Below are 14,588 nucleotides of genomic sequence, written 5' to 3'. Positions count from 1 at the left end.
ACACACGGCACACACGGCACACACGGCCCACGCGAACGGTGCGCGCGGGCACGGGCGCACCCGGGGGAGCACTCATGGCCATCGACCTCCGCAAGATCGAGCAGACCGCCCCGGCGCTGGTCGACCTGTACAAGCGCGCGGGAGTCTCCCTCGGCAAGCACGGGCTGCGGGGGCAGCGGGCGGCGGTCTACCTGGTGGTCGACCACTCCGGTTCCATGCGCCCGTACTACCGGGACGGCAGTGTCCAGGCCCTCGCCGACCGGGTCCTGGGCCTCGCCGCCCAGCTGGACGACGACGGGCGCGTCCCGGTCGTCTTCTTCTCCACCGACGTGGACGCCGTCAGCGACATCGACCTCGCCGACCACCACGGCCGGATCGACCGGATCACGGCGACCCTCGGCCACATGGGCCGGACCAACTACCACACCGCGATGGACGCCGTCATCGACCACTACCTGGACAGCGGCGCCGACGCCCCGGCGCTCGTCGTCTTCCAGACCGACGGTGGGCCCGGCGACCGGGCGCTGACGGAGAAGTACGTGTGCAAGGCGGCGCGACTGCCGCTCTTCTGGCAGTTCGTGGGCTTCGGCGACCCGCACAGCAGCCAGTTCGACTTCCTGCGCCGCCTCGACGAACTGCCGGTACCGCAGCGGCGACCCGTGGACAACGCCGGCTTCTTCCACGCCGGGAAGGACCCGCGCCGCGTCCCCGACGACGTGCTGTACGATCGGCTGGTGGGGGAGTTCCCGGCGTGGCTCGCCGCCGCGCGGGCCCGCGGCATCCTGCCTGCGCCCCGGCCGGCGGCCTGAAGTGGCAGAGTGGCCGCATGAGTTCACTGATACGCCACCTGACCGTCGACTGCGCCGACGCCCACCGGCTGGGTTCGTTCTGGGCCGCCGTCCTGGAGGCGCCCCTCGCCGACGACGACCACCCGGGCGACCCTGAGGCCACCGTGCTGGCGCCCGGTGTCAGCCTCCTCTTCGTGACGGTCCCCGACGAGAAGACCGTCAAGAACCGGCTGCACCTGGACCTCCAGCCGCAGGACCGCACCCGCGAGGAGGAGGTCGACCGGCTCCTCGCCCTCGGCGCCACCCTCGTGGCCGACCGCCGCCGCCCGGACGGCACGGGCTGGGTGGTCCTCGCGGACGTCGAGGGCAACGAGTTCTGCGTCGAACGCGGCATCGCCGAACGCCCGTCCTGACCGCCCGGCCGCGGAGGGGCGGCGGGAACGGCGCCCGGCGCAGCCGCCCGGCCGCCATCAGGGCGATCAGCGGCGGCGGGGGAGGGCGGACTCCAGGCGGCGGCGCACCGCCTCGTCGCGGACGTGGTCCAGCGCGCCCAGCGCCAGCGCGTACGCCCGTCCGTCCGGGTCCGCCGACACCAGCAGCTCCTCCAGCGCGGCCACGGCGCGCTCGTCCTGCCGCACCGCCAGCCCCCGCGCCGCCTCCGCCGCCACCGCCGGGTCGGGCGACCGGTCCTCCAGCCGGGCGGCCAGCGCGCCGCGCACGGTGGGGGAGTCGTCCGGGCCCACCGCCAGCGCGTGCACCGCCGCCGCCCGCACCCCGGCGTCCCCGTCGCGGGCCAGCGCCGCCAGGGCCGCCACCGCCTCCCGGTGCCCCTCCGGCACCAGGCCCGTCACCGCCACGGCCACCCCGCGCCGCACCCGCGCGTCCGGGTGCACCGCGTGCCGCAGCACGTCCGGCAGCACCGACGGGTCGCCCTGCGCCCCCAGCGCCCGCACCACCGCCAGCACCACATCCGCCTCCCGCACCTCGCGCGCCAGCTCGCGCAGCACCGGCACCGCCCGCGCCGCGAACACCCCTGCCGCTCCGCTCCCCGACGCCGTCAGCCGCGCCAGCACCTCCGCGCCGAACGCCTGCCGCAGCGGCTCCCCGCTGCCGCACCACCCGGCCGCCGCCGCGAACGTCTCCTCGTCCCCGCGCCGCCCCAGCGCCTGCGCCGCCTCCGTCCAGTCGTCCAGCGACGGGTCGGCGCACCGCAGCGCCCGCCCCGCGGTCTCCTCGAACGGGGGACGCTCGCCCAGCGACTCCTCCAGCAGCGTGGCGATCGCCCCGTGCCCGGTCTGCTGCTCCCGCCCCGCGACGGGCACCCCGCCGCGCACCACCTCGACCGCCACCGTCACACCCCCGTCCTCCGGGATGCGCCGCACCACGGTCTCCACCCCGTCCCCGTACGTCTCCACCAGCGCGTCCCGCAGCACCGTCGCCACGTCCCGGCCCAGCCACCCCCGCGCCTCCGCCAGCGCCTCGGCCCGCCCCGGCGCCTTCCGCTCCAGCAGCGCCCGCACCACCGGCACCGAACCGCGCCGAGCCGCCGCCACCAGGGGCGCCGCCCCGTCCGGCCCGGCCGCGCCCGCGTCGGCCCCGTACTCCAGCAGCGCCCGCACCGTGTCCGCGTACCCCTGCCGTACCGCCCACGCCAGCGCGGTGAACCCCAGCCCCTCCGGCCGGTCCGGCCACGCGCCGGCCGCCAGCAGCGCCCGCACCGCCTCCGTGTGGCCGTTGCACGCGGCGCCGCACAGCGGCAGGTCGCCGCCGCCCTCGCCGCTGCCCCGCTCCGGGTCGGCTCCGGCGGCCAGCAGCAGCCGCACGACCCCGGCGTGCCCCGCCACCGCCGCGGTGTACAGCGCGGTACCGCCGTCCTCGTCGGTCGACTCCGCGGGCGCGCCGGACCGGAGCAGCCGCACCACGGCGTCCTCGTCACCTCCGCGGACGGCCTCGAACAGATCCTCGTGAACAGGGGCGGGCACCATCGTCATACCCCGACCCTCGCCCGGCCGCCGCCCACCCGCAAGCACGGGCACGCCCGAACAGACCCCTCGCCGGGCCCTTGCCCGGTCACCCCTCACCCGGTCACGTGTCGCACTCCAGCACCGTCCGGCACAGCCCGCACCGCGCCCGCACCCGGCCCCGCACCGGGACTCGCACCCGCTGCCGGCACGTCGGGCACGGGAACGACACCCGCAGTCCGCCTTCCGCGCGACCCGTACCGCCGGGGCCGCCACCGGGCCCGCCCGGTCCGGTGGCCCCCTCGAAGGCGTACCCCGACGCCTGCGGCGTCCCCGCCGACGCGTCGCCCTGCGCGTAGCGCCGCCGGTCCCTGGCGTACCGCCGCCGCCCCGCCCACCCCGCCGCCGCCAGGGGCGGCCGCGCCTCGTCGCGCAGGGCCTCCGCCCGGCCGCGCTCGTACGCCCGGTACGCCTGCGGGCTGGTGAACCACGGCGACGGGTCCTCGCCGAACACCCGGGCCCGCTTGGCCAGCACGTACCCGAACTCCTCCGGGGTGAGGTAGCCCAGCTTCTGGCTGGAGAGCGCGTCCTCCCGGTAGGCGTCCAGCAGCAGCCAGCCCGCGCCCAGATAGGCGGTGGCGGTGTCGGTGAGGATCTCGTTGTCCCGCGTCCCGGGGAAGGCGAGGTCCAGACGGTGCAGCAGCACGTGGGTGATCTCGTGGGCGAGGGCCGCGCCGATGTCCCGCCGGTGCGTGCGGAAGCGGTCGTTCAGCTCGATGAAGTACTCCGGCCCCGCGGTGAGCTCCACGCTGGCCGCGTGCTCCATGGGCCGGAAGCCGACGATGATCCGCGCCTCGGGCAGCCGCAGTTGGCGTACGAGGGCGCCTGCCACCCGGTGGGCCCCCAGATGCAGGTCGTCCGTGTCGGCGAAGGCCACGTCGGCGGGGGAGACGGCGGACGCGTACGCGTAGAGGCCCTCGGGTGAGAGCCGCCGGTACAGGGCCGTGATCGCCGCCCGTACCGTCTCCAGGTGCGGGAAACCGTGGACGACGTCGCCGCCCGCCGCTCCCGCGCCGCCGTTCGCCATGTCCCGCACCCCCAAGCACGACGCCCCCTCCACGGTAAGGCCCCGCGGCCCCTCCGGCAGGGTCCGGGGGAGGGGGCCCGCGCGTCCGCGTCGCGGCCGTCGGAAGCCGTACCCGGAAGCCGTGCCCGGAAGCCGTGCCCGGCAGCCGTGTCGGGGGCTGCCCCGCCGGTCGCGCACGGGCCGTGCCGGGGCCGCGCCGGGGCCGCACCGGGTCTCCTCGCATGGCCGCGCATGGCCGCGCATGGCCGAAAGAGCGGCCTTGTGGCCCCACGGCCGACCTCCGGATAATCCCGTCCATGCTTTGACGGGCCCATGTCATGCGCCATGCGGTCCCGCGCTGCATGAGGTGTCAACCCCCCACGGAAGGCATGCAGTTGAAGAACACACTGGTGCGCGCCCTCAAGAGATTCGCCGCCGTCGGCGCGGTCGTCCTCGCCGCCGTCAGCCTCCAGCCCACCTCCGCGTCCGCCGCGCCCGCCCCCGTCGTCGGCGGCACGCGCGCGGCCCAGGGCGAGTTCCCCTGGATGGTCCGGCTCTCCATGGGCTGCGGTGGTTCCCTGCTCACCCCGCAGATCGTCCTGACCGCCGCCCACTGCGTCAGCGGCTCCGGCAACAACACCAGCATCACCGCCACCGCCGGCGTCGTGGACCTGCAGAGCGGCTCCGCCATCAAGGTCCGCTCCACCAAGGTCCTCCAGGCGCCCGGTTACAACGGCTCCGGCAAGGACTGGGCGCTGATCAAGCTCGCCCAGCCGATCAACCTGCCCACCCTCAACATCGCCACCACCACCGCCTACAACAGCGGCACCTTCACCGTCGCCGGCTGGGGTGCCAACCGCGAGGGCGGCAGCCAGCAGCGGTACCTGCTCAAGGCCCAGGTCCCGTTCGTGTCCGACGCGACCTGCCAGCAGTCGTACCGCGAGCTCATCCCCTCCGAGGAGATGTGCGCCGGCTACACCAGCGGCGGCACCGACACCTGCCAGGGCGACTCCGGCGGTCCCATGTTCCGCCGCGACGCGGCCGGCGCCTGGATCCAGGTCGGCATCGTGAGCTGGGGCTACGGCTGCGCCCGGCCGAACTACCCGGGCGTCTACACCGAGGTGTCCACCTTCGCCTCCGCCATCAAGTCGGCGGCCGCGACACTGTGACCCCCGGCGTGTACGCGGCGCGGCGGCGCTGAGCCGTACGCGCCCCACCCGAGGCGGGCCCGCCACCACGGCGGGCCCGCCTTCCCGGTGCCCGGCCCTCCCTCGCCCCTCTCGCGGGCCCCGCCGGTGCTCCGGCGCCCGTCAGCGCCACATCGGTACCGGCCCGTGCCGCCCGTCCACGGGGCCCGATCTCCCGCACATCGCGGGCCCCGACCCCCACACCCCGGGAAACGCACACCGCCAGCCCGCAGGGCACCCCACCCGCGGGACGCCCCCCGCAGGGCACCCCGCCCCCGCGCAGGCACCCCCGCCGACCCGCGGGACGCACCACCGCCACCCCGCAGGCGCCCCCGCCGGCCCACGGTCCACCCCCGCCTTCCCACCAGAGCACCCCCGCCGGCCCGCGGGACGCACCCCCGCCTCCCCGCAGTGCACCCCGCCCCCCCCGCAGGCGCCCCAGCCGGCCCGCGGGATGGTCCGGCCCCCCGTAAGGGGTGGCCTCCCCCGCCGGCCACCCCCGCCGGCCATCCCCCGGCCCCCGCACGCGGCGGCCCCGGCCGCGGGACGGGCACCGGCGCCCGAGCCGCCGTCCGCCGTATCGACCCGGCGTACATCCGCCACGTCGGCCCCGTCCCCATACCGTCCGCGGCCCGCACTGCACAAGCCCCCCACCGGCCACATCCCGAGGCACCGCGGCACGCCGTCTCCGCCGGCCGACCGCGCCCCCCGAGCCCCCCGACCGCACCCCCCAAGGTCCCCCAAGCCCCCAGACCACCCCCCGACCGCCCCCAGCCTCCCCCCCCCGCCCGCAGCACCACCCCCGCCGGTCGTGACCGTCGTCAGCCTCCGCCCTGCCCGCGCCACCGCCCCCGCCCACCGGGCGGCACCACCACCCCCGCCGATCGGGCCCCGTCCCGGAAAGCCATCGCACCCCCCTGTCGCCCTCCCCGACCCGGACAAGCCACCGCGCCCTCCGTCGCCCTCCCCGGCCCTGACCGCATCCCGAACACCGCCGCCCCCGCCGCCGCCTCCCGTCTAAGCTCGCGGGCATGAGCCCGAGCGACACGCACGACACGCACGAGACGCACGGCGTCGACGACGCCGTCCTCGCCGAACTGACCCGTCTGCGCGAGAGCATCGACAACATCGACGCCGCGGTCGTCCACATGCTGGCCGAACGGTTCAAGTGCACCCAGCAGGTCGGGCTGCTCAAGGCCCGGCACCACCTGCCCCCGGCCGACCCCGCCCGCGAGGCCCGGCAGATCGCCCGCCTCCGCCAGCTCGCCGAGACCGCCCGCCTCGACCCGGCGTTCGCGGAGAAGCTGCTCAACTTCATCATCGCGGAAGTCATCCGCCACCACGAGCGCATGGCCGTGGACAGCGACACCGCCCAGCACAGCGCCCCCCACACCACCACCACGCTCACCGACCGGCCCGGCCCCGCGGCGACCACCGGCACCGGCGACCCCGGCCGCACCGGCGGCACCACCCCCACCGGCGGCACAGGCGGCGCCGCCCCGGGCGCGCCCCGCGGCTGACGCGCCCCCCGGCCGACGCTTACAGCGGAACCGGCTCCCCCGCACGCCCGCCATCGGGCAGCATGACCCCCATGCCCGTACTGACGCGCGAAGAGGCGCAGACCCGAGCCCGGATCCTGGACGTCCACCGCTACGCCATCGACCTCGACCTCACCACCGGCGACGACACCTTCGACTCGACCACCGTCATCGAGTTCACCGCCCTCGCCGCCGGTGACACCTTCGTCGAACTGAAGCCCGCCGTCCTGCGCGGCGCCACCCTGGACGGGCAGCCCCTCGACCCGGCCACCCTGGACGACAACCGGCTCCCGCTCACCGGCCTCAGCGAGGGCCGCCACGAACTGCGCGTCGACACCGCCATGCGGTACTCCCGCACCGGCGAGGGCATGCACCGCTTCACCGACCCCACCGACGGCGAGACGTACACCTACACCCAGCTCTTCCTCGACGACGTCCAGCGGGTCATCGCCGCCTTCGACCAGCCCGACCTGAAGGCCGTCTTCGACCTCACCGTCACCGCCCCCGACCACTGGACCGTCCTCGCCAACGGCGTCACCGAGCGCCGGGAGGACGGCCGCTGGAAGGCCGCCACCACCCCCCGCATCTCCACGTACCTCGTCGCCGTCGCCGCCGGCCCCTGGCACTCCGTGCGCACCGAGCACGCCGGACTGCCGTTCGGCATCCACTGCCGGCGCTCCCTCGCCCCGCACCTCGACGCCGACGCCGCGGAGATCCTCGACGTCACGCGCCGCTGCTTCGACCGGTACCACGAGAAGTTCACCGAGCCCTACCCGTTCGACTCCTACGACCAGGCGTTCGTCCCCGAGTTCAACGCCGGTGCCATGGAGAATCCGGGCCTCGTCACCTTCCGCGACGAGTTCGTCTTCCGCTCCGCCGTCACCGTCGCCGAGCGCCAGACCCGCGCCATGGTCATCGCCCACGAGATGGCCCACATGTGGTTCGGCGACCTCGTCACCCTCAAGTGGTGGGACGACATCTGGCTGAACGAGTCCTTCGCCGAGTACATGGGCTACCAGACCATCAACGAGGCGACCGCCCGCTACCCCGACACCTGGATCGGATACGGCATCGCCCGCAAGTCCTGGGGGTACGACGCCGACCAGCGGCCCTCCACCCACGCCGTCGCCCCCGACCCCGAGGCCGTCCCCGACACCGCCTCGGCCCTCCTCAACTTCGACGGCATCTCCTACGCCAAGGGCGCCTCGGCCCTCCGCCAGCTCGTCGCGTGGATGGGCGAGAAGGAGTTCCTCGCGGGCATCAACAACCACTTCGCCCGCCACCGCTTCGGCAACGCCACCCTCGCCGACTTCATCGACAACCTCGCCACCGCCACCGACCGCGACGTCCACGCGTGGGCGGACGCCTGGCTCCGCACCACCGGCATCGACACCCTCACCGCCGACGTCACGGGCGAGCCCGGCCGCTGGACCCTCGCTCTCCACCGCGACGGCAGCCGCCCCCACCGCGCCACCGTCGGCGTCTACGACCGCGACCTCGCCGACGGCCGCGCCCTCGTCCTGCGCGAACGCCACGAGACCGACGTCCCGCAGGAGGCGCCCGAGACCCGCCCCGGCACCCGCCCCGCCCTGGTCGTCCCCAACGAGCACGACCTCACCTACGCCAAGATCCGCCTCGACGACGTCTCCCTGCAGACCACTCTGCGCGCCCTCTCCGGTGTCCCGGACCCGCTCACCCGCGCCGTCCTGTGGAACACCCTGCGCGACATGGTCCGCGACGGCGACCTCGCCCCCGCCGACTACCTCGCCGCCGCCCACGCGCACCTCCCCGAGGAGACCGACGTCTCCCTCGTCGACGGCGTCATCGGCTTCGCCCTCCACCAGATCGCCGACCGCTACGTCCCCGACGGGGAGCGCGCCGCCGCCAGGGCCACCCTCACCGACCTCACCCGCGACCTCATCCGCCGCACCGAGGACGGCCAGAGCCCCGGCCTCCGCCTCACCGCCGTGCGCCACTTCATCGACTGCACCGACCGCACCGGCACCCTCCAGGGCTGGCTCGCCGACGGAGCCGTCCCCGGCGGCCCCGACCTCGACCCCGAGCTGCGCTGGCGCGTCCTCAGGCGCCTGGCCGTCCTCGGCGCCACCGACGAGGCGTCCATCGCCGCCGAACTCGACCGCGACCCCAGCGCCACCGGCCAGGAGGGCGCCGCCCGCTGCCGCGCCGCGCTCCCCACACCCGAGGCCAAGGCCACCGCCTGGGAGCGCATGTTCCACGACGACACCCTCTCCAACTACCTGTTCAACGCCACCGCCGAGGGCTTCTGGCAGCCCGGCCAGGCAGACCTCCTCACCCCGTACGTCGCGCGCTACTACCCCGAGGCCACCGCGCTCGCCGCCCGCCGAGGGCCCGCCATCGCCACCGCCGCCGGCCGCCAGGCGTTCCCCGTCTACGCGGTCACCGGCGACAACCTCCGCCGCGGCGACGAGCACCTCGCCACCGCGGACCTCACCCCCGCCCTGCGCCGCCAGCTCGTCGACCGCCTCGACGACCTCCGCCGCGCCCTGCGTGTGCGCGAGAGCTGAACCGCCGAGCCCCGACGAGGCGCCCCCGGCGGCCCCGGCCACCGGGGGCGCTCCCGTCGGCCCGCTCCACGGCCATGGCCAGGCCCCCCTGCGCGGAAACGGCCCCCTGCGCGGAAACGGCCCCCTGCGCGGAAACGGCCCCGGCCTCGGGCGCGGCCACCCGCACAGCGTGGGCGAGCCGGGCCGGCCCCGGCAGGTTTCACGGCGCCGGCCCGGTGTCAAAGACACCACATGACCCTCCCCGACACCTCCCGCCCCCGCCTCACCGTCCGCGGCGAAGCCCATGTCGAGACCGCCCCCGACCTCGCCCGGATCGGCATCACCCTCACCGCCCGGGGCACCGACCGCCGCGCCACCCTGGCCGACCTCGCCCGGCGCAACGACGCCGCCGTCGCCCTCGTCCGCGAGTACGGCCCCGCCCTCGACGCCCTGGAGACGGGCCCGCTCACCCTCGCCCCGGAGCTGACCCGCCGAGGTCGCGGCGAACACGTCCGCACCCACCACGGCACCGTCCACCTCACGGCCACGCTCACCGACTTCACCGCCCTCGGCGAGCTCACCACCCGCCTCGCCGACCTCGACCTCACCCGTGTCGACGGCCCCTGGTGGAGCCTCCGCCCCACCAGCCCCGCCCACAGCGAGGCCCGCCACCAGGCGGTCCAGGACGCCGTCCAGCGCGCCCGCGACTACGCCCACGCCCTCGGGACCCGCCTCGACGCCCTCCTGGAGCTGGACACCACCACCCCCGACCACACCCCCTTCGGCGCCCCCGCGTCCCGCATGGCCTTCGCCACCGAGAGCGCGGAAGGGGCCCCGCCTCCTCTCGACCTCCAGCCGCAGCGCCAGACCGCCAGCGCCTACGTCACCGCTCGCTTCGGTCTCCACCCGCCCTCCCTCTGAGGCCGCCTCCGGCCCCTGCCGACCGCTCATCAGAGCACCCCTCCGCACACTTCAACACCTGTCAACAACGAACAGGCGAAAGGCAGTTGAACCACCCGCCACACCCCGGCCCCTACCCATCGGTAAGCCCTACGCTCGATCCATGCGCCGAGCCAGAATCGTCTGCACCCTGGGACCCGCCACCACCACGTACGACCAGATCAAGGCCCTCGCCGAAGCCGGCATGGACGTGGCCCGCCTCAACCTGAGCCACGGCACCCACGCCGAACACGAGGAGCGCTACACCCACGTCCGCAAGGCCGCCGACGAGGCCGGCCGCACCATCGGCGTCCTCGCGGACCTTCAAGGCCCGAAGATCCGCCTCGGCCGCTTCCGTGAGGGCCCCGTACTCCTTGAACGCGGCGACGACTTCACCATCACCACCGAGCCCGTCGAGGGCGACCGCCACCGGTGCGGCACCACCCACCCGAACCTCCCCGGCGACCTCGCCCCCGGCGACCGCGTCCTCGTCGACGACGGCCGTGTCGCCCTCCTCGTCACCGCGGTCGACGGGCCCCGCGTCCACACCCGCGTCGTCGAGGGCGGTCTCGTCTCCGACCACAAGGGGCTCAACCTCCCCGGCGCCGCCGTCTCCGTCCCCGCCCTCTCCGCCAAGGACGTCCACGACCTCCGCTGGGCTCTTCGCACCGGCGCCGACCTCGTCGCCCTCTCCTTCGTCCGCAGCGGCCGGGACGTCGAGGAAGTCCACCGGATCATGGACGAGGAAGGCCGCCGCGTCCCCGTCATCGCCAAGATCGAGAAGCCTCAGGCCGTCGAGAACCTCGACGCCATCGTCGCCGCCTTCGACGGCCTCATGATCGCCCGCGGCGACCTCGGCGTCGAGATGCCCCTCGAGCACGTCCCCGTCGTCCAGAAGCGCGCCATCAAGCTGGCCCGGCGCAACGCCAAGCCCGTCATCGTCGCCACCCAGATGCTCGACTCCATGGTCGACAGCAGTCGCCCCACCCGTGCCGAGGCCAGCGACGTCGCCAACGCCGTCATCGACGGAACCGACGCCGTCATGCTCTCCGGCGAGACCAGCGTCGGCCGGTACCCCGTCGAGACCGTGCGCACCATGAGCCGCATCCTCGCCGCGGCGGAGGAGGACGTCCTCGCCGACGGCCTGCGGCCCCTCACCGAGCGGGGCAAGCCCCGCACCCAGGGCGGCGCCGTCGCCCGCGCCGCCGCGGAGCTCGGCGACTTCCTCGGCGCCTCCTATCTCGTCGCCTTCACCCAGTCCGGCGACACCGTCCGCCGCCTCAGCCGCTACCGCTCACCCATTCCCCTCCTCGCGTTCACCCCCGACCCCGCCACCTGCGCCCAGCTCAACCTCACCTGGGGTGTGGAGGCCTTCCTCGGCCCGCACGTCGACTCCACGGACGCGATGGTCGCGCAGGTCGACGAGCACCTGCTGCGGAGCGGCCGCTGCCGCCCCGGAGACGTCGTCATCATCACCGCCGGCTCACCTCCCGGCGTGCCCGGCACCACCAACATGCTCCGCGCCCACCGCATCGGTGAGGCGGTCCGCTGAACCACCCGCGGGCGACCGCTCCGGCCCAGGCGTCCCTCGACGCGACGGACGCCTTTCCGGTGTCGCCACCCTGGTGCCGCGATCTCTGGCACCCCGATCTCCGATACCGGATCTCCGATGCGGGATCTCCGATACCGGATCCTTGATGCCCCGATCTCCGGTATCGATCCCTGTTGAACACTCTGCGTGATCGAAGTCACTTTGGGTAGCAAAAGAGCGGAGATTCACGAGAACGTGAGGCTCCGCTCGCTGTGAGTGCCGGGTGCGGGACTTGAACCCGCACGCCCTTTCGGGCAATCGCTTTTGAGGCGATCATGTCTGCCGATTCCATCAACCCGGCTCGCGTACGCGCAAGGAGTGTATCGGTTCACCGGAGGTCGCCGCAGCTAGGTAGGCTCATGGGGAGCTGTACCTGGACCCAACGAGGAGCCTCCGTGACCGCCCCCGAGTCGCCCCAGCCCGTCGCCGACGACGACCAGTCGCACGTCCCGCCGCTGACGACCCGCGTCGTCATCGCCGAGGACGAGGCCCTCATCCGCCTCGACCTCAAGGAGATGCTCGAGGAGGAGGGGTACACCGTCGTCGGCGAGGCGGGCGACGGCGCCACGGCCGTCGAGCTGGCCCGTGAGCACCGGCCCGACCTGGTCATCCTGGACGTGAAGATGCCCGTCCTCGACGGCATCTCCGCCGCCGAGCGGATCGCCGGCGAGTCGATCGCGCCGGTGCTGATGCTGACCGCGTTCTCGCAGCGGGAGCTGGTGGAGAGGGCGCGGGACGCGGGCGCGATGGCGTATCTGGTGAAGCCGTTCAGCAAGAGCGACGTCGTGCCGGCCATCGAGATGGCCGTGTCGCGGTTCGCCGAGCTGCGGGCGCTGGAGAAGGAGGTCGCGGACCTCGCGCAGCGGCTGGAGACGCGGAAGCTGGTGGACCGGGCCAAGAGCATCCTGCAGACGCAGTACGGCCTGAGTGAGCCGGCGGCGTTCCGGTGGATCCAGAAGACCTCGATGGACCGGCGCATGTCCATGCAGCAGGTGGCCGAGGCGGTCATCGAGGACGCCGAGGAGAAGAAGGCCGCGAAGGGCCAGTGACCCCCGGCCTGTGAGGTCCCCGGGGCGGGGGCGGGGGCGCGGGCGGCGGGCCGAGCTCCGTGCGCCCGCCGCGTACCCTCCCCGCGGCCGGCTCGCGCGCCGGCGCGCCCCCGCACCCGCAGCGCCTCACGCCGCCTGCGCCACCGGGTGGGCCGCGCCCGTCGTGGTCGGCGCGCCGGCCGACGCGTGCCCGGCGCGTCCGAATGCGCCCTGCCTCGCGCCCTCCGCCACTCCGGCTCCCCGCCGCCCCGCGCCGGTGTGCGTCGTGTTCGCCATGTGAGCCGTGGGTCAGCCCCCGACTCGGTGCCCGCCCCCCTGTGTGGGGGCGGTGTGCCGGGGCGGGGGCTTTTCCATGGAGTCGCGACGCAGCTCAGGGGTGGTTTTCAGCCGTGTCATGACCACTTGTGAAGATCATGTGCGTGTCGCCGGGTTGTCCGCTGGCCGGTAAGGAGTGTTCTGTTTCCGGCACATGACCCAGGTCACAGGGCGATCACACATCTGTCGGCCACCTATCCGGTGGCCGGAACAGACGATTACATTCCCCGCACACCGCACGGACAAGCGGTGTCATGTGGGGAAGTTGTTCGAACTTCCTGCTCACACAAGATCGTTCGGGCGGCTCCAGGGAGTGCTTTGTGCTGAACAAATCCATCGTCAGGCTTGCGGTCCCGCTCGTGGTCGGTGCTCTCGCGCTGACGGGCTGCAGCAGCTCGGGCAGCGGCGATGACACGGTGAAGATCGCTTTCCAGGGGCCGCTGTCGGGTGACAACGTGGCCCTCGGCGAGAACGAGCAGAACGGCGTGAAGCTGGCCATCGACCAGGCGAACGCCAAGGGCGACCTGGGCTTCAAGCTGGAGTACGTGGCGTCGGACGACCAGGGCCTGCCCGACAAGGCCACGGCCGCGGCGCAGAAGGTGATCGACGACGAGAGCGTCGTCGCGGTGGTCGGCCCCGCGTTCTCCGGTGCGACGAACACGGCGTCCCCGCTCTACGCGGAGGCGGGCCTGGTCACGGTCTCGCCCTCGGCGACCAACCCGACGCTGACGGACCCGAAGAACAACTTCACCAGCCTGCTGCGCGGTGTGCCCAACGACAGCATGCAGGGCGCGGGCATGGCGACCTACTACGCCAAGAAGCTGAAGGCGAAGAAGGTCTACCTCATCGACGACAAGACCGACTACGGCGCGGGCCTGGCCGGTGTGGCGGAGAAGGGCCTGAAGGACGCGGGCATAGCGGTGGTCCGCAAGTCGGTCCCGCAGAAGACGCCGGACTACAGCGCCACGGCGAAGGACGTCGTCAACTCCAAGGCCGACGCGCTGATCTACGCCGGCTACTACCAGGACGCCGCCCCGTTCGCGAAGAAGCTGAAGGAAGCCGGCTACAAGGGCGCGGCGATCTCCGGTGACGGCACCAACGACATGAAGTTCATCGAGCTGGCGGGTGCCGCCTCGGAGAACTGGTTCCTCACCTGCCCGTGCACCGACGCCAACGTCGAGGCCGGTACGAAGAAGTTCGCCGCCGAGTACCAGAAGGCGTTCAACCGGGCGCCGGGTACGTACTCGGCCGAGTCGTACGACATCACCAACATGATCATCGAGCAGATCCGGGCCGCCAAGGGCAAGGTGGAGCGCGAGTCGCTGCGCGACGCCCTCGCGAAGGCCACCTACAAGGGTCTGACGAAGACGTTCTCCTTCGACGAGAACGGTGAGTTCAAGGGTACGGACGTGTACCTGTACCAGGTGAAGGGCGGCAAGATCGCCTACCAGGGCAACATCAACCAGCTGGCCGGCTGAGTCCGGAGAACGGCTGAAAGCCGGGTGATCGGGGGTCGGGAGACGCTGGTCTCCCGACCCCCGTCCGGTACCGGGGCCCCCTTCTCCGCCGGGCTTCCCCGCTTCTTCGATCCACTTGTTCCGCCGCGGTCCGCTGCCGCGCCATGAGCGC

General features: G+C 74.0%; 10 protein-coding genes, 1 tRNA gene and 1 pseudogene. 9 read left to right on the top strand and 3 right to left on the bottom strand.

The window, feature by feature from the left end:
* Positions 1-74: 74 nt before the first annotated feature.
* Positions 75-809 (top strand): vWA domain-containing protein, encoded by a 735-nt coding sequence (locus tag CP974_RS06680; protein ID WP_031128464.1) that lies wholly within the window; start codon positions 75-77, stop codon positions 807-809.
* A 17-nt stretch (positions 810-826) separates the two neighbouring features.
* Positions 827-1,201, top strand: coding sequence for a VOC family protein (locus CP974_RS06675; protein WP_031128465.1), 375 nt, complete (start codon positions 827-829; stop codon positions 1,199-1,201).
* 66 nt (positions 1,202-1,267) lie between these two features.
* Here CP974_RS06675 and CP974_RS06670 read toward each other — a convergent pair whose 3' ends face one another.
* Both CP974_RS06670 and CP974_RS06665 read right to left on the bottom strand, forming a co-directional pair.
* Complete coding sequence (locus CP974_RS06670; RefSeq protein ID WP_031128466.1) at positions 1,268-2,779, bottom strand: ankyrin repeat domain-containing protein; 1,512 nt, start codon at positions 2,777-2,779, stop codon at positions 1,268-1,270.
* A gap of 94 nt (positions 2,780-2,873) precedes the next feature.
* A complete protein-coding gene (locus CP974_RS06665; protein ID WP_031128467.1) occupies positions 2,874-3,836 on the bottom strand; it encodes a hypothetical protein in 963 nt (320 codons plus the stop codon).
* Between the two features lie 368 nt (positions 3,837-4,204).
* Between CP974_RS06665 and CP974_RS06660 the strand changes: the two genes are divergently transcribed.
* The 5 genes and pseudogenes from CP974_RS06660 (at position 4,205) to pyk (ending at position 11,556) form a co-directional block, all read left to right on the top strand.
* Positions 4,205-4,984 (top strand): serine protease, encoded by a 780-nt coding sequence (locus CP974_RS06660; protein ID WP_031128468.1) that lies wholly within the window; start codon positions 4,205-4,207, stop codon positions 4,982-4,984.
* A gap of 1,049 nt (positions 4,985-6,033) precedes the next feature.
* A pseudogene (locus tag CP974_RS06655) lies at positions 6,034-6,357 on the top strand (chorismate mutase); the annotation flags it as partial.
* Positions 6,358-6,584: 227 nt separating this feature from the next.
* On the top strand, positions 6,585-9,086 hold the full coding sequence (gene pepN, locus CP974_RS06650; RefSeq protein ID WP_031130373.1) for an aminopeptidase N: 2,502 nt from the start codon (positions 6,585-6,587) through the stop codon (positions 9,084-9,086).
* Positions 9,087-9,317: 231 nt separating this feature from the next.
* The gene (locus tag CP974_RS06645) at positions 9,318-9,986 is read left to right on the top strand and encodes an SIMPL domain-containing protein (RefSeq protein ID WP_031130371.1); all 669 of its coding nucleotides are present in this window, start codon (positions 9,318-9,320) and stop codon (positions 9,984-9,986) included.
* 142 nt (positions 9,987-10,128) lie between these two features.
* The gene (gene pyk / locus CP974_RS06640) at positions 10,129-11,556 is read left to right on the top strand and encodes a pyruvate kinase (protein WP_031130369.1); all 1,428 of its coding nucleotides are present in this window, start codon (positions 10,129-10,131) and stop codon (positions 11,554-11,556) included.
* A gap of 256 nt (positions 11,557-11,812) precedes the next feature.
* Here the strand turns inward: pyk and CP974_RS06635 are convergent.
* Positions 11,813-11,896 (bottom strand) — tRNA-Leu (locus CP974_RS06635).
* Positions 11,897-11,990: 94 nt separating this feature from the next.
* Between CP974_RS06635 and CP974_RS06630 the strand changes: the two genes are divergently transcribed.
* Both CP974_RS06630 and CP974_RS06625 read left to right on the top strand, forming a co-directional pair.
* Positions 11,991-12,644 (top strand): ANTAR domain-containing response regulator, encoded by a 654-nt coding sequence (locus tag CP974_RS06630; RefSeq protein WP_031130367.1) that lies wholly within the window; start codon positions 11,991-11,993, stop codon positions 12,642-12,644.
* Between the two features lie 635 nt (positions 12,645-13,279).
* Positions 13,280-14,437 carry a branched-chain amino acid ABC transporter substrate-binding protein gene (locus tag CP974_RS06625; protein WP_031130365.1) on the top strand — a complete coding sequence of 386 codons (1,158 nt, stop codon included), beginning with the start codon at positions 13,280-13,282 and terminating at the stop codon, positions 14,435-14,437.
* Positions 14,438-14,588: the final 151 nt, after the last annotated feature.

Origin of the sequence: Streptomyces fradiae ATCC 10745 = DSM 40063 (assembly GCF_008704425.1) — a bacterium.
Classification (GTDB): domain Bacteria; phylum Actinomycetota; class Actinomycetes; order Streptomycetales; family Streptomycetaceae; genus Streptomyces; species Streptomyces fradiae.
This window is presented reverse-complemented; position numbering and strand designations above follow the sequence as displayed.

Excerpts from the sequence above, each read along its gene's own strand:
- CP974_RS06680 (WP_031128464.1), top strand. The coding sequence starts at position 75 with ATGGCCATCGACCTCCGCAAGATCGAGCAGACCGCCCCGGCGCTGGTC.
- CP974_RS06675 (WP_031128465.1), top strand. The coding sequence starts at position 827 with ATGAGTTCACTGATACGCCACCTGACCGTCGACTGCGCCGACGCCCAC.
- CP974_RS06670 (WP_031128466.1), bottom strand. The coding sequence starts at position 2,779 with ATGACGATGGTGCCCGCCCCTGTTCACGAGGATCTGTTCGAGGCCGTC.
- CP974_RS06665 (WP_031128467.1), bottom strand. The coding sequence starts at position 3,836 with ATGGCGAACGGCGGCGCGGGAGCGGCGGGCGGCGACGTCGTCCACGGT.
- CP974_RS06660 (WP_031128468.1), top strand. The coding sequence starts at position 4,205 with ATGCAGTTGAAGAACACACTGGTGCGCGCCCTCAAGAGATTCGCCGCC.
- pepN (WP_031130373.1), top strand. The coding sequence starts at position 6,585 with ATGACCCCCATGCCCGTACTGACGCGCGAAGAGGCGCAGACCCGAGCC.
- CP974_RS06645 (WP_031130371.1), top strand. The coding sequence starts at position 9,318 with ATGACCCTCCCCGACACCTCCCGCCCCCGCCTCACCGTCCGCGGCGAA.
- pyk (WP_031130369.1), top strand. The coding sequence starts at position 10,129 with ATGCGCCGAGCCAGAATCGTCTGCACCCTGGGACCCGCCACCACCACG.